At 62.9% G+C, this 23,018-nt stretch carries 25 protein-coding genes; 15 read left to right on the top strand and 10 right to left on the bottom strand.

The genetic code is table 11. The features are described from left to right. The first annotated feature begins 141 nt into the window (after positions 1–141). The 11 genes from FJW06_RS14905 (at position 142) to FJW06_RS14855 (ending at position 12,257) form a co-directional block, all read left to right on the top strand. Entirely contained in the window at positions 142–1,611 is a 1,470-nt protein-coding gene (locus FJW06_RS14905) for an inorganic triphosphatase (protein WP_348644039.1), read from the top strand. Positions 1,612–3,081: 1,470 nt separating this feature from the next. Further along, positions 3,082–3,804 (top strand): heme-binding protein, encoded by a 723-nt coding sequence (locus tag FJW06_RS14900; RefSeq protein WP_140752912.1) that lies wholly within the window; start codon positions 3,082–3,084, stop codon positions 3,802–3,804. Continuing rightward, positions 3,801–5,678 carry a methanol/ethanol family PQQ-dependent dehydrogenase gene (locus FJW06_RS14895; protein ID WP_140752910.1) on the top strand — a complete coding sequence of 626 codons (1,878 nt, stop codon included), beginning with the start codon at positions 3,801–3,803 and terminating at the stop codon, positions 5,676–5,678. Before FJW06_RS14900 ends, FJW06_RS14895 begins: the two co-directional genes overlap by 4 nt. A gap of 46 nt (positions 5,679–5,724) precedes the next feature. Beyond that, positions 5,725–6,528: a substrate-binding domain-containing protein gene (locus FJW06_RS14890; RefSeq protein WP_181178304.1), complete on the top strand. Its 804-nt coding sequence runs from the start codon at positions 5,725–5,727 to the stop codon at positions 6,526–6,528. Beyond that, positions 6,525–7,058, top strand: a complete 534-nt coding sequence (locus tag FJW06_RS14885) for a c-type cytochrome (RefSeq protein ID WP_140752906.1) — start codon at positions 6,525–6,527, stop codon at positions 7,056–7,058. The genes FJW06_RS14890 and FJW06_RS14885 overlap by 4 nt, the downstream gene beginning before the upstream one ends. Next, positions 7,055–8,068: a cytochrome c oxidase subunit II gene (gene coxB, locus FJW06_RS14880; RefSeq protein WP_181178302.1), complete on the top strand. Its 1,014-nt coding sequence runs from the start codon at positions 7,055–7,057 to the stop codon at positions 8,066–8,068. Before FJW06_RS14885 ends, coxB begins: the two co-directional genes overlap by 4 nt. Further along, complete coding sequence (gene ctaD, locus FJW06_RS14875; protein ID WP_140752904.1) at positions 8,065–10,041, top strand: cytochrome c oxidase subunit I; 1,977 nt, start codon at positions 8,065–8,067, stop codon at positions 10,039–10,041. Before coxB ends, ctaD begins: the two co-directional genes overlap by 4 nt. Further along, positions 10,038–10,643 carry a cytochrome c oxidase subunit 3 gene (locus FJW06_RS14870; RefSeq protein ID WP_140752902.1) on the top strand — a complete coding sequence of 202 codons (606 nt, stop codon included), beginning with the start codon at positions 10,038–10,040 and terminating at the stop codon, positions 10,641–10,643. Before ctaD ends, FJW06_RS14870 begins: the two co-directional genes overlap by 4 nt. Further along, the gene (locus FJW06_RS14865; RefSeq protein WP_140752888.1) at positions 10,644–10,985 is read left to right on the top strand and encodes a hypothetical protein; all 342 of its coding nucleotides are present in this window, start codon (positions 10,644–10,646) and stop codon (positions 10,983–10,985) included. Beyond that, entirely contained in the window at positions 10,982–11,860 is an 879-nt protein-coding gene (locus FJW06_RS14860) for a cytochrome c oxidase assembly protein (protein WP_140752886.1), read from the top strand. Before FJW06_RS14865 ends, FJW06_RS14860 begins: the two co-directional genes overlap by 4 nt. Then, positions 11,841–12,257 (top strand): c-type cytochrome, encoded by a 417-nt coding sequence (locus FJW06_RS14855; protein ID WP_140752884.1) that lies wholly within the window; start codon positions 11,841–11,843, stop codon positions 12,255–12,257. The genes FJW06_RS14860 and FJW06_RS14855 overlap by 20 nt, the downstream gene beginning before the upstream one ends. A gap of 265 nt (positions 12,258–12,522) precedes the next feature. Here FJW06_RS14855 and FJW06_RS14850 read toward each other — a convergent pair whose 3' ends face one another. The 8 genes from FJW06_RS14850 to FJW06_RS14815 all read right to left on the bottom strand — a co-directional run bounded on the left by FJW06_RS14850 (position 12,523) and on the right by FJW06_RS14815 (position 17,627). Further along, on the bottom strand, positions 12,523–13,032 hold the full coding sequence (locus FJW06_RS14850; RefSeq protein WP_140752882.1) for a DUF892 family protein: 510 nt from the start codon (positions 13,030–13,032) through the stop codon (positions 12,523–12,525). Positions 13,033–13,105: 73 nt separating this feature from the next. Then, positions 13,106–13,912, bottom strand: a complete 807-nt coding sequence (locus tag FJW06_RS14845; protein WP_246674614.1) for a hypothetical protein — start codon at positions 13,910–13,912, stop codon at positions 13,106–13,108. 56 nt (positions 13,913–13,968) lie between these two features. Continuing rightward, complete coding sequence (locus FJW06_RS14840; RefSeq protein WP_040990438.1) at positions 13,969–14,361, bottom strand: phage holin family protein; 393 nt, start codon at positions 14,359–14,361, stop codon at positions 13,969–13,971. Then, positions 14,358–14,972, bottom strand: a complete 615-nt coding sequence (locus FJW06_RS14835; protein ID WP_181178300.1) for a hypothetical protein — start codon at positions 14,970–14,972, stop codon at positions 14,358–14,360. Before FJW06_RS14835 ends, FJW06_RS14840 begins: the two co-directional genes overlap by 4 nt. 162 nt (positions 14,973–15,134) lie before the next feature. Then, positions 15,135–15,464 (bottom strand): hypothetical protein, encoded by a 330-nt coding sequence (locus FJW06_RS14830; protein WP_140752878.1) that lies wholly within the window; start codon positions 15,462–15,464, stop codon positions 15,135–15,137. 2 nt (positions 15,465–15,466) lie between these two features. Further along, positions 15,467–15,826: a hypothetical protein gene (locus FJW06_RS14825; protein WP_140752876.1), complete on the bottom strand. Its 360-nt coding sequence runs from the start codon at positions 15,824–15,826 to the stop codon at positions 15,467–15,469. Then, positions 15,826–17,046, bottom strand: coding sequence for a divalent metal cation transporter (locus FJW06_RS14820; RefSeq protein ID WP_140752874.1), 1,221 nt, complete (start codon positions 17,044–17,046; stop codon positions 15,826–15,828). The genes FJW06_RS14825 and FJW06_RS14820 overlap by 1 nt, the downstream gene beginning before the upstream one ends. Beyond that, positions 17,043–17,627, bottom strand: coding sequence for a hypothetical protein (locus FJW06_RS14815; protein ID WP_140752872.1), 585 nt, complete (start codon positions 17,625–17,627; stop codon positions 17,043–17,045). Before FJW06_RS14815 ends, FJW06_RS14820 begins: the two co-directional genes overlap by 4 nt. Here FJW06_RS14815 and FJW06_RS14810 point away from each other — a divergent pair. Beyond that, entirely contained in the window at positions 17,626–19,299 is a 1,674-nt protein-coding gene (locus FJW06_RS14810) for a M20/M25/M40 family metallo-hydrolase (protein WP_140752870.1), read from the top strand. The genes FJW06_RS14815 and FJW06_RS14810 overlap by 2 nt on opposite strands. On the opposite strand, the gene FJW06_RS14805 is transcribed toward FJW06_RS14810, so the two are convergent. Continuing rightward, positions 19,296–20,285: an alpha/beta hydrolase gene (locus FJW06_RS14805; RefSeq protein WP_140752868.1), complete on the bottom strand. Its 990-nt coding sequence runs from the start codon at positions 20,283–20,285 to the stop codon at positions 19,296–19,298. The genes FJW06_RS14810 and FJW06_RS14805 overlap by 4 nt on opposite strands. 350 nt (positions 20,286–20,635) lie before the next feature. Beyond that, positions 20,636–20,959, bottom strand: coding sequence for a DUF768 domain-containing protein (locus tag FJW06_RS14800; RefSeq protein ID WP_140752866.1), 324 nt, complete (start codon positions 20,957–20,959; stop codon positions 20,636–20,638). Between the two features lie 331 nt (positions 20,960–21,290). On the opposite strand from FJW06_RS14800, the gene FJW06_RS14795 reads away from it, so the two are divergent. The 3 genes from FJW06_RS14795 to FJW06_RS30920 all read left to right on the top strand — a co-directional run bounded on the left by FJW06_RS14795 (position 21,291) and on the right by FJW06_RS30920 (position 22,244). Then, positions 21,291–21,824: a DUF4142 domain-containing protein gene (locus FJW06_RS14795; RefSeq protein WP_140752864.1), complete on the top strand. Its 534-nt coding sequence runs from the start codon at positions 21,291–21,293 to the stop codon at positions 21,822–21,824. A gap of 93 nt (positions 21,825–21,917) precedes the next feature. After that, positions 21,918–22,073 carry a hypothetical protein gene (locus FJW06_RS30925; protein WP_348644038.1) on the top strand — a complete coding sequence of 52 codons (156 nt, stop codon included), beginning with the start codon at positions 21,918–21,920 and terminating at the stop codon, positions 22,071–22,073. Between the two features lie 3 nt (positions 22,074–22,076). After that, positions 22,077–22,244, top strand: coding sequence for a low affinity iron permease family protein (locus FJW06_RS30920; protein ID WP_348644037.1), 168 nt, complete (start codon positions 22,077–22,079; stop codon positions 22,242–22,244). Positions 22,245–23,018 lie beyond the last annotated feature (774 nt).

The raw sequence follows: 23,018 nt of genomic DNA, 5'->3' as shown, positions 1-23,018 counted from the left end.
CGGATGAACGAGGACCGAGAAGTGTGGTTCCGGCTCGCGCATTGTCGTCTGCCGGCTAGACTCCGCCCCGGTTGGTCGACGCGAGCGGTTGTTTGTGACAGCTTATGACGCACCATGCGGGTTGGGACCCCTTCGATTGTCGTGAAGTTGCGCGGCGCCGAGGACATCATGCAGGAAACGGAACTCAAGCTCGAGCTTTCGCGGGCGGGTGCGGGAGCGCTCCTCAAGAAAAATCCGTTCGGATCTTCGCCTACCGTTCTCCAGCAGAGATCGATTTATTTCGATACCCCCGGATGGGATTTGTCCAAGCGCGGACTATCGCTCCGTATTCGGCAATCGGGAAACGAAAGGATACAAACCGTCAAAGCCGGCGATGGCTCCGCCGGATCATTCGCACGCGAGGAATGGGAACAACCGGTCGCCGGCGATATACCGATACTTGACGATCCGCAAATCCGAGACCTGCTTGCAGGGGCTGGCTCCAAACTCTCGCCCTTGTTCGAGGTTCATGTCAAACGGCATCGTTGGAATGTGACAGACGGCGACGCCACGATCGAAGTCGCTTTGGATCTTGGCAAGGTCGTTTCAGCCGATCGCGAGGCGCCGGTCTGCGAGATCGAGTTGGAAACGAAGGCGGGCTCGCCGACAGCGCTGTTTGCACTCGCCCGGAAAGTCGACCTGATCACGCCGACGCATCTCGGCGTGCTGAGCAAAGCGGAACGGGGCTACCGTCTGCTCGGCTCGGTGCCGGGTGCTGTGAAATCGGCGGCAACCCCGCTCACTTCCGAAATGAGCGCGGCAACGGCTTTCGCGCGCATTGCTGCGGCCTGTCTCAAACAGTTTCGTCTCAATGAGACGGCGCTGGGCTGGTCTCGCGATGCCGACTCCCTGCACCAGGCTCGCGTGTCGCTGCGACGGCTGCGCTCCCTATTTTCGATCTGTAAGTCCCTGTTCGACGACAGCCGTTTCGACCACCTGCGAGAAGAATATAAGTGGCTTACCTCGGAACTTGGCGACGCACGCAATATTGACGTGATGATCGACCGCGCTTCGAGCAAGGCTCTTTCAAGCCCTCTTCAAAACGCGCGAGACGACGCCTATACGGCGGTCGAAGCATCGCTCTCCTCGGTGCGCGCGCGTTCCCTGATGATCGATTTCACCGAGTGGATTTCCATCCGAGAATGGCGAACCCAATCAGACGAAATGTTGCAGCAGTCGTCGAAGGATTTCGCCTCGGACGTATTCGATAAATTTTGGAAAAAGGTAAGGAACGGCGGCAAAAATCTGATCAATGCCGATGACGAGACCCGCCACAAAGTGCGCATTGCCGCAAAGAAACTGCGCTATGCGGCAGAGTTCTTCGAGCCGCTCTACAACAGCAAGGCGGAAGCTAAACGCCATCGACGGTTCATCGACGCGATGAAGGGCCTTCAGGATCAACTCGGCAGTCTCAACGATATCGCCACTGCCCCCGATATGCTGGCGTCGCTAGAGCTGTCGGACATGGCTGGTGCGAAGGATCTCTTCAGCGCCGACGACAAGTCCAAGCTTCTCAAAGAGGCCGCGGAAGCATACGACGCCTTTGTCAATACCAGGCGCTTCTGGCGCTGAGGTCGCATGTAGAGGGAGTGACTCCGGCACAGATATGCCCGCCGCTGCGTTCACAAATGCAATGGCCGCTTCTTGCGCAAACTCAACGCAATCCCGGCAATGTCCGCTTTCGGCGAATGGAGAAGTCCACAGTAACGACTGACGTTAGGCGCGAAGCTGACGTTCAAGACGTTGTCAGGAGGTCACTTCGGTCAACTTGCGCCATGCGCTTGACGAACTTTGACTGCCATGCGAGCTCGGCAGTCAAACTGACCGAGCCGGTGCCCGCGAGTAATATTCAGGAACCGAACCAATCCACAGAAATATTTTGTTGGCATTTTTGTTGGCTAGCGCTGCTATTTGTTGAGTCTTAACTATCTGAAATGACAGCCAGATTTCCTCGATTTGGATTCCGCCTCTGGGCACCATCACCTCACGTTGAGAACAACAATGTTCGTGCCCATGCGCGGGCAGAGCATTGAGCGCGGGACGTGGCAAGCCTGCTACTCACACGCCATCACGACGGGCTACTTTGAACCATCGGCGAAGGTTCACCACACGCCGAGACGAACTTCCAATTTCCGAAAATGATGCTGACCGGTCGAAAGAACCCCGGACTGGCCGGCCAATGTGGCAGGACCGGAGGATGTGTCGAAGTTTTGATTTTATGCGCTCATGGCGGGCAAAGATCAGAATGCCACTCGTGCGGGTCCGTGCCGTTCCGCCCTTACTGTTGAATCGCGATTTAGCCGATCGACAATACCAATGCATCCCCTGAACCGCACCGCATGCGCAATTACATACAGTGGCAAATCCTAATAAGGAAAAATACGCCCACTCCATAAGGGATGACGAGAAGCCCGAGGGCGATCCAATAGCCCGGCTGCGCCATTGCGGCGAAATCTGAACGAAGCTGTTCCATTGCCACCCAACGATGGGCCAACATCGTTGTTCCGAGGAGCAACCACCCGAGCGGCATATGGCCTTCCCGATTTGCCGGCAATGGGCCGGCAATGGAAGGTGTTCTGAGCGTCCAACTCCAGGCAGGAACAAGCTGTGGGGATGTTGGCTGGCTCCGCTAACGCCAGAACAGGTCATGGCTGCCCGAGCCTTGTTGAGCGACATTGGGTGCGGCTTGGAGCAAAACTTGATTTGAGGGAAGCGTGTCCGCGTTCGAGCGTGGTGGCCCGTCTCCCCTCGCCGGAAGAGCTGCTTGCCATGCGCCAGGCTTTTCAGGCCGCCGGCATCGTGTTTTTTGGACAGAATAGCTCCGGCAAGCCTGTCCCCGATTGCAAAGCCCGGCTCGCGTCCAGTCGCCAAATCTTACTGATTGCCAGGCGCCAGCGGACTTGGTCGGCTAAGAACCTTTTCATGATTGAGGAACAAAGCGGCCGATTGCCGGTTGGATAACGTCAACAACGTTATCTGATCATGGCTCATCGTCAGCTTACGTCACTAACCTTTGGGTTTCTTATCTTGGCGTTTGGCTCGATGCAGCAAGGCGTCGCTCGCGCCCAGGCGCCCTGCCCGGCCGATCACGACAAGCTGCTCTCGACCTTGAAGGCCAATGTGAAGGCGAGCGGCGGTCCTGCGAATGGCGGCTTCGAGACCAATGAATGGGCGGCAATCGTTGCCCGCGACGGCACTGTCTGCGCCGTTGCCTTCAGCGGTCCGACGGCGGATGCACAGTGGCCCGGCAGTCGGCTGATCGCGGCCGAGAAGGCCAACACGGCCAATGGGCTCAGCCTGGCCAACATGGCGCTTTCGACAGCCAACCTCTATGCCGGGGTACAGCCGGGCGGGCCGCTGTTCGGCCTGCAGACCACTAATCCGGTCAATCAGGCAGCGGCTTACGCAGGCGACCCCAAGACGTTTGGCAGCGCCAGCGATCCGCTGATCGGCAAGCCGATCGGAGGCGTTGTCGTATTCGGCGGCGGCCTGGCTCTCTACGACGGCAAGGCGATCGTCGGTGGTCTCGGCGTCAGCGGCGATTCCTCATGCGCCGACCACAATGTCGCCTGGCGCGTTCGTGCAGCCCTCGGCCTGGACAAGGTTCCGGCGGGCGTCAACCCCAATCGCAAGGATGCCATCGTCTACGATCTCGATCCCGGCGGGAAGAGCGCCTCCGGCTGGGGCCACCCGCTTTGTGCCGGGCACGAGGCCGATATAGCGGCGGAAATCGGTTCCGGCGTCGGAGGTTCGGCGCCGAAATGAAGCAAGCAGCGCAACCGGCACCATCCTGCGGCGACGCCCAGCTGACCAGGCGCGCGTCGGCGTCCCGAAAACATTCTCCGGGCGCCCTTGCAGCCATGCTGTTGGTCTGCGCCCCCTTGCTGACAGCCGCTTCGGAACCGCCGCCGGCACCCGCGATCTCACCGCCTGCCGCAGCCGCGCCGCCCGATGACGGGCAATGGACGATGCCCGCCAAGAACTACGCCTCGACCCGCTATAGCGAGCTCGCGGAAATCAATGAAGGCAACGTCAAGAACCTGCAGGTCGCCTTCACCTTCTCGACCGGGGTGAACAAGGGGCAGGAAGCGGCGCCGCTGGTGGTCGGCAGCACGATGTATATCGTGAGCCCGTTTCCCAACATCGTCTACGCGCTCGACCTTTCCAAGCCTGGCGCGCCGATGAAATGGAAGTACGAGCCCAATCCCGAGCCCGCCGCACAAGGGGTTGCCTGCTGCGACGTCGTCAACCGCGGCGCTGCCTTCGCGAACGGGCGCATCTTCTTCAACACACTCGACGGCCACACCATTGCGCTCGATGCGAACACCGGTCAGCCGATCTGGAACGCCCATATCGGCAACATCAATATCGGCGAAACCATCACCATGGCGCCGCTTGTGGTGAAAGGCAAAGTGTTGGTCGGCAATTCCGGCGGCGAGATGGGCGTTCGCGGTTGGGTGAAGGCGCTCGACGCCGGCGACGGTCATGTCGTTTGGACGGCCTACAACACCGGCCCCGACAAAGAGGTGCTGATCGGCCCGGATTTCAAGCCGCATTACGACATGGACAAGGGCAAGGATCTCGGTGTCACGACATGGCCGCCGGAAGCCTGGAAGATCGGCGGCGGCAACATGTGGGGCTGGATTTCCTACGATCCGGACCTCAACCTGATCTTCCACGGCACGGGTAACCCCGGCCCCTGGAATCCGGATCTGCGGCCCGGCGACAACAAATGGACGTCAGGCATCTTTGCCCGCGACCCGGACACCGGGGCGGCGAAATGGTTCTATCAGTGGAGCCCGCACGATCTGCACGATTATGACGGCATCAACGAGCAGGTCCTGCTCGACATGAACTGGCAGGGCAAGCCGCGCAAGGTGCTGGTCCGTCCGGAACGCAACGGTTACCTCTACGTCCTCGACCGGACCACCGGCGAGGTCCTGTCGGCAAAACCTTATGGTCCGGTCAATTCCAGCAAGGGCGTCGACCTCAAGACCGGCCGCCTGATCGAAAACCCGGACAAGCAGACCGGCACAGGCAAGGTCGTCCGCGACATCTGCCCGACCGCGTCGGGCCTCAAGGACTGGCAGCCTTCCGCCTTCTCGCCGAAGACCGGCCTGCTCTACATCCCGCATAACAATCTCTGCATGGACGAGGAAGGCGTCGAGGTGAACTACATTGCCGGCACGCCCTATGTCGGAATGAACGTGCGCATGATCCCCGGGCCCGGCGGCAATCGCGGCGCCTTCACCGCCTGGGATATCGCGGCGGAGAAACCCGCCTGGAGCCTCAAGGAGAACTTCCCGGTGTGGAGCGGCGCGGTGGTGACCGCCGGCGACGTGGTCTTCTATGGAACGATGGAAGGCTGGTTCAAGGCGGTGAGCGCGAAGACCGGCGACCTGCTTTGGCAGTTCAAGACCTCGTCGGGCATCATCGGCCAACCCATCACCTATCGCGGGCCCGACGGCCACCAATATGTCGCGGTATTGTCAGGCGTGGGCGGCTGGGCCGGCGCCATCGTCTCGGGCGATCTCGACCCGCGCGACGCCAGCGCCGCGCTCGGTTTCGTCAACGCGATGAAGGACCTGAAGAACGCGACCACGGCGGGAGGCACGCTTTATGTGTTTCGTCTGCCCTGATGCATTCGGCTTGATCCACAGCGTGGCCCGGAAGGCGTTCCCACGAATGGCGCTCGGCGTCGGCGCGCTTGCCTTGCTGCTCTTGCCGGCGACAGCCGGTGCTCGTGAGCTCAGGGTCTGCGCCGACCCGAACAACCTGCCCTTTTCCAATGCCGCCGGTCAGGGCTTCGAAAACAGGATCGCCGAAATTGTCGCGGGTGATCTCGGCGCCAAGCTGACCTACACCTGGTGGGCGCAACGCCGCGGCTTCGTGCGCAACACGCTGAAGGCGGGCCTCTGCGATCTCGTGCCCGGCACACCGGCCAATCTCGAGATGCTGCGCACCACGAGGCCCTACTACCGCTCCTCCTATGTCTTCGTGACGCGCCAGGACAGCCCGGACGTGACCTCCTTCAACGACCCGCGGCTGCGCGACGTGCGTATCGGCGTCCAGCTCATCGGTGACGACGGCGCCAACTCGCCTCCTGTGCAGGCGCTTGGCCGCCGCGGCATCGTCGGGCATCTCATCGGCTACCCCGTCTATGGCGATTACTCCGCTCCCAATCCTCCGGCGCGCATTGTCGAAGCGGTGGCGAACGGCGAGATCGACCTCGCGGTGGTCTGGGGTCCGCTCGCCGGCTATTTCGCTCAGAAGCAGAAGGTGCTGCTGCGGATCACGCCGGTCTCACCTCGCATCGACGGGCCGCAATTGCCGCTGATGTACGACATCTCCATGGGGGTTCGGCGCGAGGACGATGCGCTGCGCAGCGAAGTGAACAGCGCTCTCGCCAGGCACAAGGCCGAGATCGACGCGATCCTGACGCAATATGGCGTGCCGCTTCTCGACATGGCCGGGAGTCCGGTGCAATGAAACCGGCCGCTGCCACGCTTCTCTTGGCGATCTTAGCGCTGGCGGCATGCCAGCGCGAGGAGCGGGACACGCGCCCGCAATCGGCGCTCGGCTCCGGCGAGCAGCCGACGCCGGTGACGACTCTGGAACCCGGCGGGCAACGGCCTTCCCCCACAGACAACAAGGCGGCGAGCTTCGAGGCCAATGCCTTTCATCTGAGCGAGGGCAAGCGCCTGTTCGGCTGGTTCAACTGTTCGGGGTGCCATGCCAATGGCGGCGGCGGCATGGGCCCTGCGCTGATGGACGAAAAGTGGATCTATGGCAGCTCGATGGAAAGCATCCATGCCACGATCCGCGACGGCCGTCCGAACGGCATGCCGAGCTTCCGCGACAAGATCCCGGACGACCAGATCTGGGAGCTTGCGGCCTTCGTTCGCTCGCTGAGCGGCAACGCGCCGTCCTCCGCCGCGCCTTCCCGCAATGACGACATGATGGTGCATCCCTCGGAAAACCGCATGCCGGATGCCGCCACGCTGGGGAAGTCGCCGTGAAACGCTTGGCCTCGATTGCGTTCGCCACGGCAATCGCCCTGTTTCTTCAGGGATGCGCGGGCTGGCAATCGGCGCTCGACCCGAAGGGCCCGGCAGCGAGCGAGCTGGCATGGCTGATCTGGTTCTTCACCGGGCTCTGCGCAGTGGTATGGGTGCTGGTGATGGCCGCCCTTGCCGTGCCGCTGATGATGCGATCGCGAGAACGCCTAGAGCCGCTTGTACTTGACGCGGGCGCGGACAATCGGAAGCTGCGCGTGGTGATGACCGCCGTCGGGCTGACCGCCGTGATCCTGGTCGGGCTGACCTTGCTGAGCTTCTTCGCCAACAGGACGCTTGCCGCGATCGGCTCGGACGCCGCGCTGACCATTCGCGTCACGGGCCATCAATGGTGGTGGGAGGTGCGCTACGAAGACGCCACGCCGAGCCGCATCCTGACCACGGCCAACGAGATCCATATTCCCGCCGGTGAGCCGGTGCGGCTTCTTCTCACTTCGACCGACGTTATCCATTCCTTCTGGGTCCCGAGCCTTTCCGGCAAGCTCGACCTCATTCCCGGCCGCATGAACGTGCTCGACATCAAGGCCGATAAACCCGGCGTCTATCGTGGCCAATGCGCCGAGTTCTGCGGTGCGCAGCATGCCAATATGGGCACCTTCATCATCGCCGAGCCGCGCGCAAAATTCGATGCCTGGTGGAACGATCAGCTGCAGCCGGCCGCCGCGCCCTCCAACGACGAGGCCAAGACCGGCGAGGATCTCTTCCTGAAACGCCCCTGTGTGATGTGTCACAAAATCGGCGGCACGCCCGCGGGCGGAACCGTCGCGCCCGATCTCACCCATGTTGCCAGCCGGCAGACGCTCGCGGCCGGAACGTTGACGATGAGCCGCGGCAATCTCGCTGCCTGGATAGCCGACCCGCAGGGCGTGAAGCCCGGCTCGCATATGCCGGTGGTCGATCTCAGCGGCGATGAGCTCAACGCCATCGTCGCCTATCTCGAGGGGCTGAAATGAGCAGCGCGGATCTCACCAGCGAACGCGATCTGCCGCCGGAGCGCGAGGCGTCCGCCAAGGGCGATGTCGCACCAGAGCGCGACGGACCGCGCGACACCGGCATGGATGACGCCAGCCTGCATCGCTGGCTGACGCGGACGTGGCGCACGCCTCCCGGCATCATCGGCGCGCTGTCGAGCGTCGACCATAAGGTCATCGCACGCCGTTATCTGGTCACCGCCTTCCTTTTTCTATGTCTGGGTGGGCTCAATGCCGTGGCCATGCGCATCCAGCTCTCAGGCCCGCAGCGCGGCCTGATCGGCCCGGATCTCTACAACCAGCTGTTCACGATGCACGGCGTTACCATGATGTTCCTGTTCGCCGTGCCCATTGTGCAGGCGACCGGCATCTATCTGGTGCCGTTGATGGTCGGCACGCGCAACATCGCCTTCCCCCGCCTCAATGCCTTCAGCTACTGGGTCTATGTCTCAGGCGGCCTCTTCGCCTGGGTGTCCTTCGCCCTCTCGATGGCGCCGGATGTCGGCTGGTTCGCCTATGTGCCGCTGTCCGGCCCGGAATACGGTCCAGGCAAGCGCGCCGATGTCTGGGCGCAGATGATCACCTATACAGAAGTGTCCTCGCTGGCGGTCGCCGTCGCCACCATCGTCACCGTGTTCAAACAGCGGGCACCCGGCATGTCGCTCGACAAGATCCCGCTCTACGTCTGGTCGCTTTTGGTCACGTCCTTCGTCGTCGTCTTCGCCATGCCGGCCGTGATGATCACCTCGACCTTCCTGATCCTCGATCGGCTCGTCGGCACGCACATCTTCAACCCCGCCGAGGGCGGCGACGCGCTGCTGTTCCAGCACCTGTTCTGGTTCTTCGGTCATCCTGAAGTCTACATCATCTTCCTGCCGGCGACCGGCATGGTCTCCGCCATCATTCCGGCCTTCGCCCGGCGCCCGGTGTTCGGCCATCTCGGTCTGGTCCTGTCGCTGATCGCCGTCGGTTTCCTGTCGTTCGGCCTCTGGGTCCACCACATGTTCGCGACTGGGCTGCCGAAGCTCGGCGCCAGCTTCTTCACCGCCTCCAGCATGATGATCGCCATCCCCAACGGCGTTCAAATCTTCTGCTGGCTGGCGACTCTCTGGGACGGCAGGCCGGTGATCCGCACGCCGCTGCTGTTCGTCTTCGGCTTCTTCTTCATCTTCGTCATCGGCGGCCTCACCGGGGTCATGCTGGCCTCCGTGCCGCTCGACCTGCAGGTGCACGACACCTATTTCGTCGTCGCTCACTTTCATTACGTGCTGATCGGCGGCGCGGTCTTTCCGCTGCTGGGAGCTGCCTATTTCTGGTTCCCCAAAATCACCGGCCGCATGATGAGCGAGCGCCTCGGGCGCTGGCATTTCTGGCTGGCCCTGATCGGCTTCAATGCAGCTTTCTTCCCCATGCACATCGTCGGTCTCTGGGGGATGCCGCGCAGGGTCTACACCTATCCGGCCGAGCTTGGCTGGGGGAACATCAATCTCTTCATCAGCGCTGGCGCGGTGCTCTTCTTCCTGAGCTTCGTGCTGTTTGCCTTCAACCTCGTCCACAGCGCGTTGAAGGGTGCGCCGGCCGGCGACAATCCCTGGGACGCCGGCACGCTGGAATGGGCGACGTCCTCGCCGCCGCCCAGCTACAATTTCGCGCGCATCCCGGTCGTGACGAATGTCGAGCCGCTCTGGGCCGAACGCGAGGCGCTACCCGTCGCGACCGGGCTTCGCGTCGATGCTCGCGAACTGATCATCTCGACAGTGGCGGAGGCCCATCCCGACATCCGCGAGAAATCGGCGACGCCGTCGATCTGGCCGCTGCTGGCGGCCATCTCCGTGGGCGGCACCTTCCTCTACTCGATCTTCACACCCTGGGCGATCGTCTGGGGCGCCGCGCCGATCGCCGTTACCCTGATCGGCTGGTTCTGGCCGAAAGGCGATCCGGAGGACGAGGAATGAACCAGCGCCCCGCCATGGATATTTCCGGCCTCCCAACATTCGGACATGGGCCGCGCAGCCCGACCTGGTGGGGCACGCTTGGCTTCATGGCGCTGGAAGGCACGGGCTTTGCGCTGGCCGCCGGGGCCTATCTCTATCTCGCGACGTTGTGGCCCAACTGGCGGCTAAGCGCTCCGCAGCCCAACCATTGGCCGGGAACGATCGTGACGCTGCTTCTCATCGTCAGCCTGGTGCCGAACCATATGCTCAACCGCTACGCCAAGGAATGTGCGATCGGGCCCGTGCGGATCGGCATGGTGGTGATGTCGCTGCTCGGCGTCGCACCGCTCATCGTGCGCTGGTTCGAGTTTCCGGCGCTGAACATCTATTGGGACACGAACGCCTACGGCTCGATGCTCTGGGTGCTGCTCGGTCTCCACACCACGCATCTGATCACCGATGTCGGCGACACAATCGTTCTGACGGTGCTGATGTTTACGCACCATGGCTATAGCGGCCGGCGCTTCGGCGATGTCGGCGACAATGTTTTCTACTGGGACTTCGTGGTCCTCACCTGGATCCCGATCTACCTGCTCATCTACTGGATACCGAGGTTGGGCTAAATGCGCGCGCTGCGGCTAGGCACGTCCTGGGGTGGTTTGTTGTCGGGGCCATTGGCCTGGGCAATCTCGACGCAGCTGAACTATGCGCTTGTGCACTGGCAGTGCAATCGGCAGGTGCAGGTCGTGCTCCCAGTGGCGCTGTTGCTTGCGATATTTTCGCTGCTCGGCGGCGCGCTGTCATGGCGGGCGAAGCAGCAAGGCGGCGCCGCCTTCAAGCCGGAGCGCACCCGCAGCACCGAGCGTTTCGTCGCCGATCTCGGCATGCTCGCGGCGTTGCTGTTCGCCCTCGTCATCGTCATGCAGGGCAGCGCCGCGCTCATCCTCGACGAGTGCCTGCGATGAGCCTCGAAGCGTTCTTCTCGACTTCGATCTGCTATGGCGCCGGTGCGCCGGAAGCCGGATGGACGTTGGCGTTTCCCATCACGCTTCCCTTGGCAGCGCTCGCGCTTATTTATGCGCTCGGCGCAAGCCGGCTGTGGCGCCGCAGCGGCCGGGGCCGACCCGAGCGGCTACGCCAGGCTCTTTTGTTCGCCGCCGGCTGGGGCGTATTGACGGGAGCGCTGGTGAGCCCGATCCATGCGCTCGGCGAGCGGGTGTTCTCAGCCCACATGATCGAGCATGAATTGCTGATGGCCGTGGCCGCGCCGCTTCTTGTCGCCGCCTGCCCCGGCGCGGCCTTGATGTGGGCACTGCCCACCACACTTCGGCGGGGGACAGGAAAACTCACCCATGGCAAGGTGCTGCAGGCGGTCTGGGCGTTTGCGGCTCGCCCGCTCAGCGCGACGATGCTTCATGGAGTAGCGATCTGGATCTGGCATATTCCGGCGCTGTTCGAGGCAGCCCTGCAGCAGGGCGTGCTGCATTATGCGCAACATGCGAGCTTCCTCGGCACTGCCTTGCTGTTCTGGTGGGCGCTTCTGCCGCGCTCTGGCCGACAGCAAACCTATGGCAGCTCCGTCATGCATCTTTTCTTCACATCGCTGCATACGGGCCTGCTCGGGGTGCTGCTGCTGGTATCGCCCAAACTCTGGTATCCGGCGAATGCGTCCGGCGCCGCGCTCTGGGGCCTGAGCCCCATCGAGGACCAGCAGCTCGCCGGGCTGGTGATGTGGGTTCCGGCCGGGCTCATCTATGGCGGAGCAGCCTTGCTGCTCGCCGGCCTCTGGATAAGCAACAGCGGAACCAGGGAGGAAACGCATGCGCTCCGACCTGGCTAGGCTTATCGGGGGCGCCGTTGCCGCGATCCTGCTGCTCGCCGCGGTCGGCACCGCGGCGGCCTTATGGACCAACCGGCGCGATCGCGTCCGGCACGAGTCGGATGTGGCGACCGGAGGCGTGGGCGCGCGGGCCATTCCGATCATGACCGCGAATGGCTGTTCCGGCTGCCATACGATTCCCGGCGTGCCGGGCGCGCAAGGCCAGGTCGGGCCGCGCCTCGACGGCAGCCTCGCCGGCCGCGTCTATATCGGCGGCGTGCTGGCGAACAATCCGGAAAACCTGATCCGCTGGATCCGCTCGGCAAGGGAAATCAACCCGCACACCGCCATGCCGTCGACGAGAATCACCGAGCAGCAGGCGCGCGATATCGCGGCCTATCTATACGGGCTGAGATGATCAGCAAGGGACCGAGCCGCGCGCAGGATCATCGCGGTTCCAGGATGAGAATGACAAAACAGGCAGACAGGCCGCTCGTCCGCGCTTCCGCCCGGAATTGGGTCAAAACAAGAAATGAGGTGGTTCGCCGATTCCGTGAAACAGTGAACCGCTCTGGAGCATTTCACCGTTCGCGGAAACGGTGAAATGCTCCAGAGCCTTTTTTTACGCAATTCCGACGCGGTAAACCGCTCACACTTTTCCCGGAATTGCTCTAATCGCCGTCTCAGCGCTTGGCGCTGTCGCTGTCTGCCTCCGCACGCGTCAGAAACGTCTGGGTGACCTGCGGAAGGTGGTCCTTCAGCCACTCGGCCATGGCTTCCTCTTCGCGCAGGTTCTGTTCGCACACGCGGGCAATCTCGGTCTCGCCTGCGGCATTGGCCGCGGCGATGAGGATCGTATAGGACGCGATTTCCATATGCTCGAACGTGTAGCTCGCTAGAGAGCCCTTCATGACCTCGTCGCCGGCGAAGACGCCGCTGATCGACTGCGCGGTTGCGGTCAGCTTGCCGCCTGCGTCCTTCAACATGGAGGACCCTTCGTCAAGACCATCCAGACAGGCCTTCAGACGTCTGGCCTGCTCTTTCGTTTCTTCCAGATGACTGCGAATTCGTTCGCTGAGTTCGGGGTAACTGTCTATCCGACTCAATTGGCCCGACAGCATCGTCTCGGCCTGTTCCTCCATTGCGTGAGCGTCCCTCAGCCATTGGACAACCCATTCGCGCGATTCAGCCATTGCGGTATCTCCATCAGTTTGGCGCCCGAACCGAGGGCGGCGCGCATTGTTCCTTGAACGTTTTGAAAAGCGTCTACGATTTCCGGGACGACGACGGGTCGGACCCGGAGAGTTTCTCCCGCATCGATTCGTCGGTCTTGTCGGCCGCGGCTTTGACGACGCCGCCGACCTTGTCGGCCAGCGTGCCCTCGCTCGAGGCCTGCCGTCCGGCTTCGTCGCTCGCCGTCTGGTAGGCTTCGGCCGCGACTTGCTTTGCAGCTTCGAGGCCTTCTTCCAAAGTCTCTTCGGCACGTTCCCGAAGCCTCTCGCGATAAGCACCCAATCGCTCGTCCTCGAGCTCCGTGTGGGGCAGCATGGCGCCGATCGCAGCTCCGATAGCGAGGCCTACGGCGGCCGCAGCGAGAGGCTGGTCCTGAAGCAGATTGTGCGCCGAACGGCCGGCGCTCGTCGCCAAATCGGCCGTAGCCGCCGCCGAGCTCGCGAGTTTCTCCGCCGCACTGGTCGCCATGTCCGACACCGTGCCGGCTGCTTCGCTTGCCATTCCCGAAACAGTTCCGGCCGCGCCGCTGGCGGCGTCGGCAACAGAGCCTGCCGCATCCGACGCGCTCGAAGCCATTCCAGCGCCGAACGCTCCATGGTCAAGGCCAGGACCGCGCCGCGTCGCACCATCGGTACCGGCCGAGGTGGCGGAAGTGCCGCTGCCCAACATCAGCCAGGCCAGGCCCGCGCCGATCACCGTCAGCGGCAACGGATTGTCCCGTACCTGGGTCTTCAGGTTGTGAAGCATGTCGGAGCCAGCGCCGCCCCTGAAAAGCCCGGTAAACTCGTCGAAGAGCTGCCCGGGGGTCATCTTGTCGCGAATGGAGTCGGCGGTCGCCACCACCCTTGCGCGCGTAGCTTCCGCCTCGCGTTCGAGCTCGGCTGCGGATCTCTCTGTCATCTCGCTTGTTCCTTGATCACGTTCACGTCACGCTTGAGCTGTTCCTGGGTGCGGTCCGGCGCGAGCTCGGAAGGCGCCATGCTCGCCATGCCGGTCCGCAACAGGATCACGCCAAGCACGGCCACCACCACGCCCACGAGCAAAGCGGACCACCCGGCGCCCAGACCGAGGCGGGCCAGGGCGATGACGAGCGCCTGCAACAAAACCAGCAACGCTGCGAGCAGGCATATCGCACCGCCCAGCACCTCGACGGCGCCTGCGCCGGCCTTTGTCGCATTCTCCGAGATCTCCGCTCTTAGGAGCCTCGCCTCCGTTTGCACGAGCGTGCTCACCTGTTGCGCCAGATCGGCGACCAATGTGCCGAGACTTGGATTATCTTGAGTGCTCATTTCTTCAGCTCCGCTGCCTTGCCCGGTATGCCGCCGTCGGAACCCCAGTTGGCTCGGGATTGATCCCGGCCGGCGCTCGTTGCCATGCCGGTTTGGCGGGGATGTTCGCGCGAGGCTGCGCCCGGCGTCGGACGGCGCGTGCCGGGCGGCGAGGCCTTAATGAAGCGGCCAAGCGCCAATCCCGCCAAGACTGAACCGGCAAGAAGCGCTCCAGGATTCTGGCGGCCAAAGGACTGAACGTCTTCAAGCACCTGCCCGAACGGCTTCTCCTTCAACGAGGAGGACAGCCGCTCCAGTCCGTTCGCGGCATCCTGCATGAATTTCGAGGCCGCGCTCTGGTCGCTGTCGGCCAGGTGATCGCTCGCGGCGCGCAGGGCGCCGCCGAAAGCCGACAGGCTCGATCCGATATCGCGCTGCGCCTGCCCGGTCTTTTCCGCGACAGCCTGCTGGGCTTCGCCCGCATACGCACCGGCCCTGCGGGCGACCTCGTCGCGGGCATCGTGCAGCGCTTCGCCGGCGCTTTGGGTTTCTTGCTGGATCCTGTCGGAAACTTCGTCCTTCGCCTTGGCGAAGTCGGGGGGCTCGCGGCCCCGATCGTTCTCGCGCTGCATGGTGCCTCCTAGTGAAAACCGAGGAAGGAAAGCACCGCGAGCACAACGACGATCAGACCGATGAGATAGATGACACTGTTCATGGCGCAGCCTCCTCGATGCCACTCCGAACTTCGCGCCGACTGCTATGTTCCCCCGCATGGGCAGCTTTTTAGCGACTTGTCATTTGCCCTTGGGCTGCGCCTTCAAGGCGGCAAGCTCCTCGTCGGGGCAGAGCAGCCTGGGGCGCGCCGGATCGGAAACATCGATCTTCTCCCAGGGGATGCGATAGAGGCCTTCGCGACGTCGCAGCGCGAAGAGGTCGAGCAGTGCAGTGCCGATGGTCGAAGCCGACAAGCGCTCGAACGCGGCGAAGATCCCGACATGGAATTCGGTAACGACAAGGTCGCCGCCGTCCTGTTCGGCGATGATCTCCTCGATATAGCCGATGCTCCTGCCCTGCTTGGAGAACACGCGCCTGCCGGCAAGGTGATCGAGGTGCACTGTCGCCATGCTCACGCTCCCGGGATTCGCCCGACCACATGTTCGCGCAGCCATTCCTGCCAGGCGAAGATCCTGGTCCGGCGCACATCGATGTCGAATTCGATGTCGACGCCGATATCGCGCACCTTGTTCCACGCGATCCGATGCGGATGTGCCTGCCGCTTGCCGCTCAGTCTTGCCGCAAGCCGGGCGGTCCATCGTCCGGGCGCCGGGCCAAGCCGTCGCGCCAGCGCAATCGAGCCAAGTTCAATGGCGATGACCCTGGGCGGCTTGCCCGGCCTCAGCTCGGCGACGATGCTGTCCACCTTGCCGATCTTGACCTGCTCGCGATCGACAACCTGCTTGTCCAGAATATCGCGCAGCAGCTGCATCAGGTGCCTCCGAATATCTGCAGCGGAATGGTCACCACGGCCAGCACGAAGCCGAGCGCGATGACGAAGATCACAGCCGCATTGGAAACCAGGCCGTTGCGATGCTCGCCGACATAGCGGTCGTCATTCAGCAGGAAAAGGAATGGCACGACTGTCAGCGGCAGGCTGGCCGCCGTCAGCGCCATCGAGAAGATGGTGAGCTTCAGCGGATCGAGACCGAGTGCTATCGGAACGGCGGCGAGGAAGAGCGTCAGCGTGTAGACCAGACTAAAACCGGGATCGTCGCGCGGCTTGAGATCCTCTCCCCAGGTCCAGCCGAACCCTTGTGCGACGAGATAGGCCTGCTGCAAAGCCAGTTCCAGCGCCGCGCCAAAGCAGGCGATTGCCAGCGAAGCGACGAAAAGGACGAAGCCCCAGAAGCCGAATATCGGGATCAGCATCAATGGCAGCTGGTTGTAGTCGTCCACTTCGGTAATGCCATGAGCGCCAAGCACGAGCGCGGCCACAATCAGAACGCCCACGGAGATCGTGCCACCAAAACTCATGCCTAGTCCGGCAATCGCCCGATTGGTGCCGAGATAGCTCTTGTCCCACTGATCCTCAATCGCGCCCGAGGAATAGAACATGAAGAGGTAAGGCGAGATCGAGGCGCCGAGAATGCTGACGGCCATGAACCAGTATTTTGCCGTGTCATGGTGCGGCAGGCTGGGCACGGTGCCAACAGCCACCTCTTTCCATTCGGGCCGGAGCATCACGGCAGCGACGACGAAGCAGAGAGTGACGAGACCAAGCGTCGACACCCCCTTCTCGATGAGACCGAACGTGCCTTTCCACAGCAGCAGCCACGCCAGGAATGCGGCCGGCAAGGCCCACCATTGAAAGCTGATCCCCGTTGCAAGCTCGGCGGCAATGGCAACACCGCCGATCTCGGCGGAAAGCACCAGAAAGTTGACCAGCAAGGTCGCAAGCAGCGGCCAGATGAACGCGTTGAAGCCGAACCGTTCGCGGATGCCGTCAGCGATGGTGTGATGACTGACCGCAGCGAAGCGGCCCGCCATTTCGACCAGGAAGATGATGCAGATCGTGCCGAGCACCACCGCCCAGATGAGCTGGAAGCCGAACAGCGCGCCGGCCTGTGCCGCCGTCGCCATCGACCCGACCTCCAGGAAGCCGCCCACGCTGGTGACGACACCGAGCGAGATCTCGAGCAGCTTCTTCATCGGCCCGGCGAGAAATATTGTCGATAGGCGGTGGCGAGGTCGCCTTGCGCGGCGCGAAGCTCCTGTTGCGCCTGGCCGGCCTGTGCATGCTGTTCGGCCTCGACCGCGCTCTTGGCCCGCTTTGCCGCGTCCGACAATCGGCTGAGAGCCTCTGCCACCGCATCCCGCTTTGCCTTGTCGGACGGAGACGCCGATTCCACCTGCCGGCCGGCGTCGGCGAGCGTCTCGGCAAAGGATTGCAAGGCAGAGGAGGCGTAGCGTGAGGGCGCGGCGCCGGCGAGCCAGGCATCGTTCACCAGCACCGCCGCCTGGGCCGTCGAGGCTGCAAGCTTCGATTGCTGGTCCACGGTTTCGGACGAGGAGCAGGAGGCAACCGCCAGCGCCAATACGGGCAGAAAGGTCCAGCTCTGCCAGGCAACGGTGCGCAACATCTTCCCCTCATTGCAATCGCTTGAAATCACGATGATAAAGCTCACAGCAACGGGAAAGTTCCTCGGTGCTCGGGATCCGGAGCATCGAAGCTGGCCGGTTTCCATTCCCGGACATAGCTTCGCGAGTTTCAACTTTGTCGGAACGATCATGAACCGCGAGCTTGCCAAGACATTGCCTGAGCGCGCCAGAAGCTGGGCAATCGCGCTCACCGAACAGAAGAGCGTCACCGGCACGCAGGGCGAGGCCGCGTTCGGTCCATGGCTGGCGGCGCGGTTGCGGGAAGATCCCGCCTTCCGCCGTGCGGATATCTGGACGATCGAGGTCGAGCCTGGAGACGGCCGGCATTGCGTGGCGATGCTGCTCCGCGGGACCGGCCGCTGGACCGTGCTTCTGACCGGTCACTACGATACGGTAGCAACGCGCGACTATGGCGAACTGGAAGAGCTGGCCACGCGGCCTGAAGCCTTGACGCGCGCCTTGCGCAATTCCCTGGCGGACGCCGATACACCCGCCGCCCGCCTGGCCCGCGCCGATCTGGAAAGCGGCGAGTATCTGGCCGGACGCGGCTTGCTGGACATGAAGGCCGGTCTCGCCGCCGGGTTGGCGGTTTGCGCGCATTTTGCCGAAAGCACCAACACCGCGGGCAATCTGTTGTTCATCGCGGTGCCGGATGAAGAGAACAATTCGGCCGGCGCCCGCAAGGCAGCCCCATCGTTGCCCGGCATCTATGAGCAGCACGGCCTCGACCTTGTCGCGGCAGTCAATCTCGACGCGATTGCCGATGACGGCGACGGCTCGAAAGGGCGCATCATCGCGCTCGGGACAGTCGGCAAACTGCTTCCGAGCGCTTATGTGGCTGGCGTTCCGACACATAGCGGTTTCCCGCTGAACGGCATCAACGCGGCGGCACTCGCCTCTTCCATCGCCGCGCATGTCGAATGGGCGACCGAACTCACCGAGGATTGCGGTTCCTCGGCCGGCACGCCACCGAGCCTGCTCGGCATCCGTGACGGAAAAGCCGGATATGACGTTACAACGCCGGCAAGCGCTTTCGCCACGTTCAATGTGCTGAGTTATCGCCGCACACCGGATGAGGTGCTCGACCGCTTCGACCGGCTCTGCGCGGAAGCCGCGTCGAACCTTCTGGGCGAACTCAAACGCCGAAGCCAGACTCCGGACGCTATCGAAAATCTCGCAAATCCCGTCCCGCTCTACCGGTTCGAGGCGCTGGTCGAGCACCTCGGCGCAGACGAAAGGGACAGGCTTGATGCCTACTCCGCCTCGATCGCTGGCGGCGATCTTCCACTGCCGGAGAAATGCCGGCTGGTCACGCAGGAAGCCTGGGGTCTGAGCCGCCTCTCCGGTCCGGCGATCGTCACCGGTTTTGGCTCGATACCCTATCTTCCGACGAATCTTTCCGACGCGCCGGCGGCTGCGCGACTAAAAACGGTGGCCACGCAAATTGCGCGCGACTCGGCCGAGCGCTATGGCAGCACCATCGCTTGCGCCGATTATTTCGCCGGAATCTCGGACATGAGCTTTTTCGGCGAGGCAGCCGAGTCCTCGCTCGATATCGTTGCCCGCAACACGCCGGCCTGGAAACACAGCGTCCGCTGGACGATGCGACAGGGTCTCGCCAACCTGCCGACGATCAATATCGGTCCATGGGGACGCGATTACCATACGCCGCTTGAAAGACTGCATATGGGCTACGCATTTGAGGTCCTGCCTCAAGCCATCCGGGACTTATGCGCTGGCCTGCTGCAGCCATCCGGTTCCCGACCGGATGGCTCGTCGCAAGGCGACGCGGGCGTGTCTTAGGGACGGGAGAGTTGAATAGAAGCCTCAGAAGCCGGGTCGGCAACGCTCGCGAGAGCGGCAATCTTGTCGATCATCGCCAGAACCGCCTGCGGTTCGCTTTGATGCACCATATGTCCGGCGTCCCCGACGATATCTACCAGCGAGTGGCCTATCTCGGCGTGCAGCCGTAGCGCCTCGGCCTTGGCATCGAACAGCTGATCGCCGGCGCCGGCAATTATCCCGACAGGAATGGCGATGTCGGCATATCGACGATTTGGGAACAGTGCCGAGGCAAGCATCAGGAAGGACTCCGCAGAGATGGACCGCAGCTGCGAAGGGCGGCTCGCCAGCCCCCTTGTCATTGCCGCAAAAGGCGCCGCGACGGCCGCCGGGTGGAATATCTTCTCCATCGCCCAGCGCCAGTTCAGCCTGACCAACGAAGGCAGTACGGCGTGACGCAAAACCGTCCCGACCAGCGGGATGGCCGGCAGCGCCGCTATGGCAAGCGCCAGCCTTGGCGGCGGATAATGATAGCCAGCGACAACGACAACACCGGCGACGGATCGGGGATGCCGACGCGCCATCTCGAGCGCCACGGCGGCTCCCCATGAGTGCCCGACAACCACATAGCGATCAATGCCAAGTTTTTCGGCCGCGGCCTGGATGAGATCGGCCTGGGCGCCGGCGGTCCAAGGTCTGCCTACCGGGCGTGGGCTCAGGCCGAAGCCGGGTCTGTCAAGGGCAAGCACACGATACCTGGCAGCGGCCTTGCCGAAGATGCCGCTTGTCGTGAAGTCCTCCGCCGAAGCGCCATTGCCGTGCAGGAGCAGCAACGGCTTCCCGTGGCCCGCTTCCCGGAAATGCAGCTTGGTTCCGCGGAGATGGACGAAGCGCCCGGGCGTGCGTCCGGCCAATGTCCGTCTCGCGAGAAGATTATTGTAGAGCGCCAGCCCAGCCGTTGCCGCTGCAAGCAACAGGAGCAGGTTCCGCCTGGACCTGGTCGTCACGAGAGCAGTCACGTCGCTGTTCGCGATCAGGCCGACCCTTTCTGAGGCAGTTCGGTCTCTTCCTCGACCTGATCCCGCAGCGCCTCTCGTCCGGGCTTTCGATCTTCAGCCCCAGGCGGGCGCTGTTGCCGTTCCAACTCGCGATCCACTGTCTTGCGCGATCCTTCCGCGGGGTCTTGCTCCGGCAATGTCTCTGTTTGCCGCTTCGCCTGACCGCTTGATCCGGACGCGGCAGGATCACTTTTTCCGGGGGACTTTGTCATCGTGTTCTCTGTTCGACCGCATGGCTGCCGTGGATGAATCGGGAGCCAAACCTTTGGCGTCAGCCTTTGTTCCGCCGCGGCTAACCCTCACCGCAGACGCTCGGCCTCGTCCGGCGTCTCATTGCCGGGCTCGGAATCTTCCAGGGCGTCGATAACCGGTGCCAGTGAATTCTCCTCATCGGAATTCGAGGCCGTCTCCCCATTCTCTTTCCCGGTTCTATCGAGGGCGCGTTGGATGGCGTCTTCGATGTTGCCGACCTCCTGCTCCCGCACTTCGCGGCCGTAGCCGGCGGCGTCGGCGTCTTGCTCGAACTGCTGCGCCAGCATCGGAACGCTGACCTCGGTGTCGGCAGGCAAATTGCCGACATTCTCCTCCAGCCAGCTGCGCAGGAATTCTTTCGTCGCGTTCATGGAGTTTCTCCTCGCAGCGAAATAACCGGTCGGTGGCACCGAGGTTCCGCTGATCGGAAGCCGCGCGGATCGATGGGCGGTTGGGAGCTCGAACATCTCGCGAGATTCAGGGAGCTGGTCGATGGCAGCTCGCTCAGCGCGGACGAGCTTTACCGGCGGGCGACGCAAAATCGCTACAGCCACGCTCCCGAAGCGCTCAACCTCGGAATGACAGGCGGCGTTCTGCGTAGATCAGGAGACGTGGAACACTCCCTGGGGGTTACGGGCCTGTTTGGTGCACGGGAACAAACCAGCTTGTCTTCGGTTGGGAAGCCACAACGGAGACAAATCAATGAAAACGTTCGCTCTGACGGTCGCAGCGGTTATGCTTGCATTGCCGGCCATGGCCCAGTCGACTTCGACCACGGAAAAGACCGGCGTGAATTCAGTTCTGGGCGTTGCCCCGTCGACGCAGGATTTCGTTACCGAAGCAGCCACCAGCGACATGTTCGAGATCGAGTCCAGCAAGCTGGCGCTCGAACGGTCCGACGATGCGACGAAGGCCTTTGCCAAGCAGATGGTCGCCGACCACGAGAAGACCACCGCCGATCTGAAGGGCCTCGTGACCAGCGGGAAGGTGAAAGCCACGCTTCCGACGGCCATGACCGACAAGCAGCAGTCGACCCTCAACGATCTGAAGGCGCTGCAGGGCAATGACTTCACCAAGCAGTACCACTCCGATCAGGTCGATGCGCACAAGGATGCGGTCGATCTCTTCAAGCGCTACAGCGAGGGTGGCGAACAGGCCGATCTGAAGGCATGGGCAGGAACGACATTGCCGCATCTGCAGCACCACCTGGACATGGCCAACGGACTTAACAAGTAAGCCTGCCCTGGCTCGGCGACGCGCAGGGAGCGCCGCACCTCGCGTCGCCAACCGCCTGGCGGGAACCGGCATTGCTCTCAGTCGTTCGCAGGCATGGCGACATTGCAGCTTCGAGAAGCGCTGACCAAGGTCGGCACGTTGACGTCCCGGCCAGCGGCCTTTTTGATTCTGGGCGGCTACACTGTTTGTTGGCTTGTCTTTGAACGGGAAACGCTTGACTGGCACGGCGCGGCGACGCTGATCACCTAGGCAATGACGCTGCTTATCCAAAGGGCCGAGCATCGCGACACTCAAGCCCTCCAGGCGAAACTCGATGAGTTGATCAAGGCGAACGATGAGGCTCGGAACGAGATCGCCGAAGTGGACGACAAAGAGCCGGAAGAGATCGAGGAGATGCGAGGCTCCGGCGAACGAAGCTGACAAACCGTCGAGCCGCGCGGCCACCCTGCCGAGTCCGCCCGGTCCGGCGAACGACCTCGCGTATCCTGCCGACCTGCGGATGGGGATTGGGCCGCCGGCGTCTGATCGTTCGCCGTAATAGTGCCTGCTCTGCTGCCAGTGAGCGGCTCCAGATCTTCATCCGTTCGTACGGCGTAGATTTAGCAGATACTGATCTGCCTTCACCTAGCCAGCTGTGTCACAACGGCTGGTTAGGCCCGGCGGTCACGGTCACCCAAACGACGGCTGCCGAGCCACAGGGCAATGCGTCCACCTCTCGCGGTTCCGCGTTGGTCGCCGTTACCACGGTGGCGCCATGACACCCGCTGAAAGAAGTTTCAAGGATATCCCAGCCATCGCGGGCCTGCCTCGATCGATCAGTCCCATGCCATCCAAGACGAACGGGCCGTGCCGGAACCGCAGTTTAGCGTGCTGTCAGAAGTGGCTTTCTTCCCCACGAAAGCCTGATGGTGACACCCCGAGCAGCGAAATAGCTAACCCACGTCCTTCGTTCAAAGGGCGATACCATTAGCCGCACCTGATATGGGAGTTTCCAGCCGACCTTCGCAAGGTCGGTTAGGCCCGGCGGTTCACTCCGATCCACCCCAAAACGGCGGACTGTCGGGCCGCTCTGGTCGGTGGCCCCTGGTACGTGTATCGGCCGCCGGCCGGCGACATCCCCGGCCTTTGACAGGAATAGAACCGAATGAATTTGACGGTGTTTGGGATTGGCTATGTCGGTCTCGTCCAGGCGGC

The sequence above is a fragment of the Mesorhizobium sp. B4-1-3 genome (genome assembly GCF_006439355.1).
In the GTDB taxonomy this organism is placed as follows: Bacteria; Pseudomonadota; Alphaproteobacteria; order Rhizobiales; family Rhizobiaceae; genus Mesorhizobium.
This window is presented reverse-complemented; position numbering and strand designations above follow the sequence as displayed.

Bases quoted from the DNA above. Each gene is read 5' to 3' on its own strand.
- FJW06_RS14900 (WP_140752912.1), top strand. From the start codon at position 3,082: ATGCAGCAAGGCGTCGCTCGCGCCCAGGCGCCCTGCCCGGCCGATCAC.
- FJW06_RS14895 (WP_140752910.1), top strand. From the start codon at position 3,801: ATGAAGCAAGCAGCGCAACCGGCACCATCCTGCGGCGACGCCCAGCTG.
- FJW06_RS14890 (WP_181178304.1), top strand. From the start codon at position 5,725: ATGGCGCTCGGCGTCGGCGCGCTTGCCTTGCTGCTCTTGCCGGCGACA.
- FJW06_RS14885 (WP_140752906.1), top strand. From the start codon at position 6,525: ATGAAACCGGCCGCTGCCACGCTTCTCTTGGCGATCTTAGCGCTGGCG.
- ctaD (WP_140752904.1), top strand. From the start codon at position 8,065: ATGAGCAGCGCGGATCTCACCAGCGAACGCGATCTGCCGCCGGAGCGC.
- FJW06_RS14870 (WP_140752902.1), top strand. From the start codon at position 10,038: ATGAACCAGCGCCCCGCCATGGATATTTCCGGCCTCCCAACATTCGGA.
- FJW06_RS14865 (WP_140752888.1), top strand. From the start codon at position 10,644: ATGCGCGCGCTGCGGCTAGGCACGTCCTGGGGTGGTTTGTTGTCGGGG.
- FJW06_RS14860 (WP_140752886.1), top strand. From the start codon at position 10,982: ATGAGCCTCGAAGCGTTCTTCTCGACTTCGATCTGCTATGGCGCCGGT.
- FJW06_RS14855 (WP_140752884.1), top strand. From the start codon at position 11,841: ATGCGCTCCGACCTGGCTAGGCTTATCGGGGGCGCCGTTGCCGCGATC.
- FJW06_RS14850 (WP_140752882.1), bottom strand. From the start codon at position 13,032: ATGGCTGAATCGCGCGAATGGGTTGTCCAATGGCTGAGGGACGCTCAC.
- FJW06_RS14840 (WP_040990438.1), bottom strand. From the start codon at position 14,361: ATGAGCACTCAAGATAATCCAAGTCTCGGCACATTGGTCGCCGATCTG.
- FJW06_RS14835 (WP_181178300.1), bottom strand. From the start codon at position 14,972: ATGCAGCGCGAGAACGATCGGGGCCGCGAGCCCCCCGACTTCGCCAAG.
- FJW06_RS14830 (WP_140752878.1), bottom strand. From the start codon at position 15,464: ATGGCGACAGTGCACCTCGATCACCTTGCCGGCAGGCGCGTGTTCTCC.
- FJW06_RS14825 (WP_140752876.1), bottom strand. From the start codon at position 15,826: ATGCAGCTGCTGCGCGATATTCTGGACAAGCAGGTTGTCGATCGCGAG.
- FJW06_RS14820 (WP_140752874.1), bottom strand. From the start codon at position 17,046: ATGAAGAAGCTGCTCGAGATCTCGCTCGGTGTCGTCACCAGCGTGGGC.
- FJW06_RS14810 (WP_140752870.1), top strand. From the start codon at position 17,626: ATGAACCGCGAGCTTGCCAAGACATTGCCTGAGCGCGCCAGAAGCTGG.
- FJW06_RS14815 (WP_140752872.1), bottom strand. From the start codon at position 17,627: ATGATCGTTCCGACAAAGTTGAAACTCGCGAAGCTATGTCCGGGAATG.
- FJW06_RS14800 (WP_140752866.1), bottom strand. From the start codon at position 20,959: ATGAACGCGACGAAAGAATTCCTGCGCAGCTGGCTGGAGGAGAATGTC.
- FJW06_RS14795 (WP_140752864.1), top strand. From the start codon at position 21,291: ATGAAAACGTTCGCTCTGACGGTCGCAGCGGTTATGCTTGCATTGCCG.
- FJW06_RS30925 (WP_348644038.1), top strand. From the start codon at position 21,918: ATGGCGACATTGCAGCTTCGAGAAGCGCTGACCAAGGTCGGCACGTTG.
- FJW06_RS30920 (WP_348644037.1), top strand. From the start codon at position 22,077: ATGACGCTGCTTATCCAAAGGGCCGAGCATCGCGACACTCAAGCCCTC.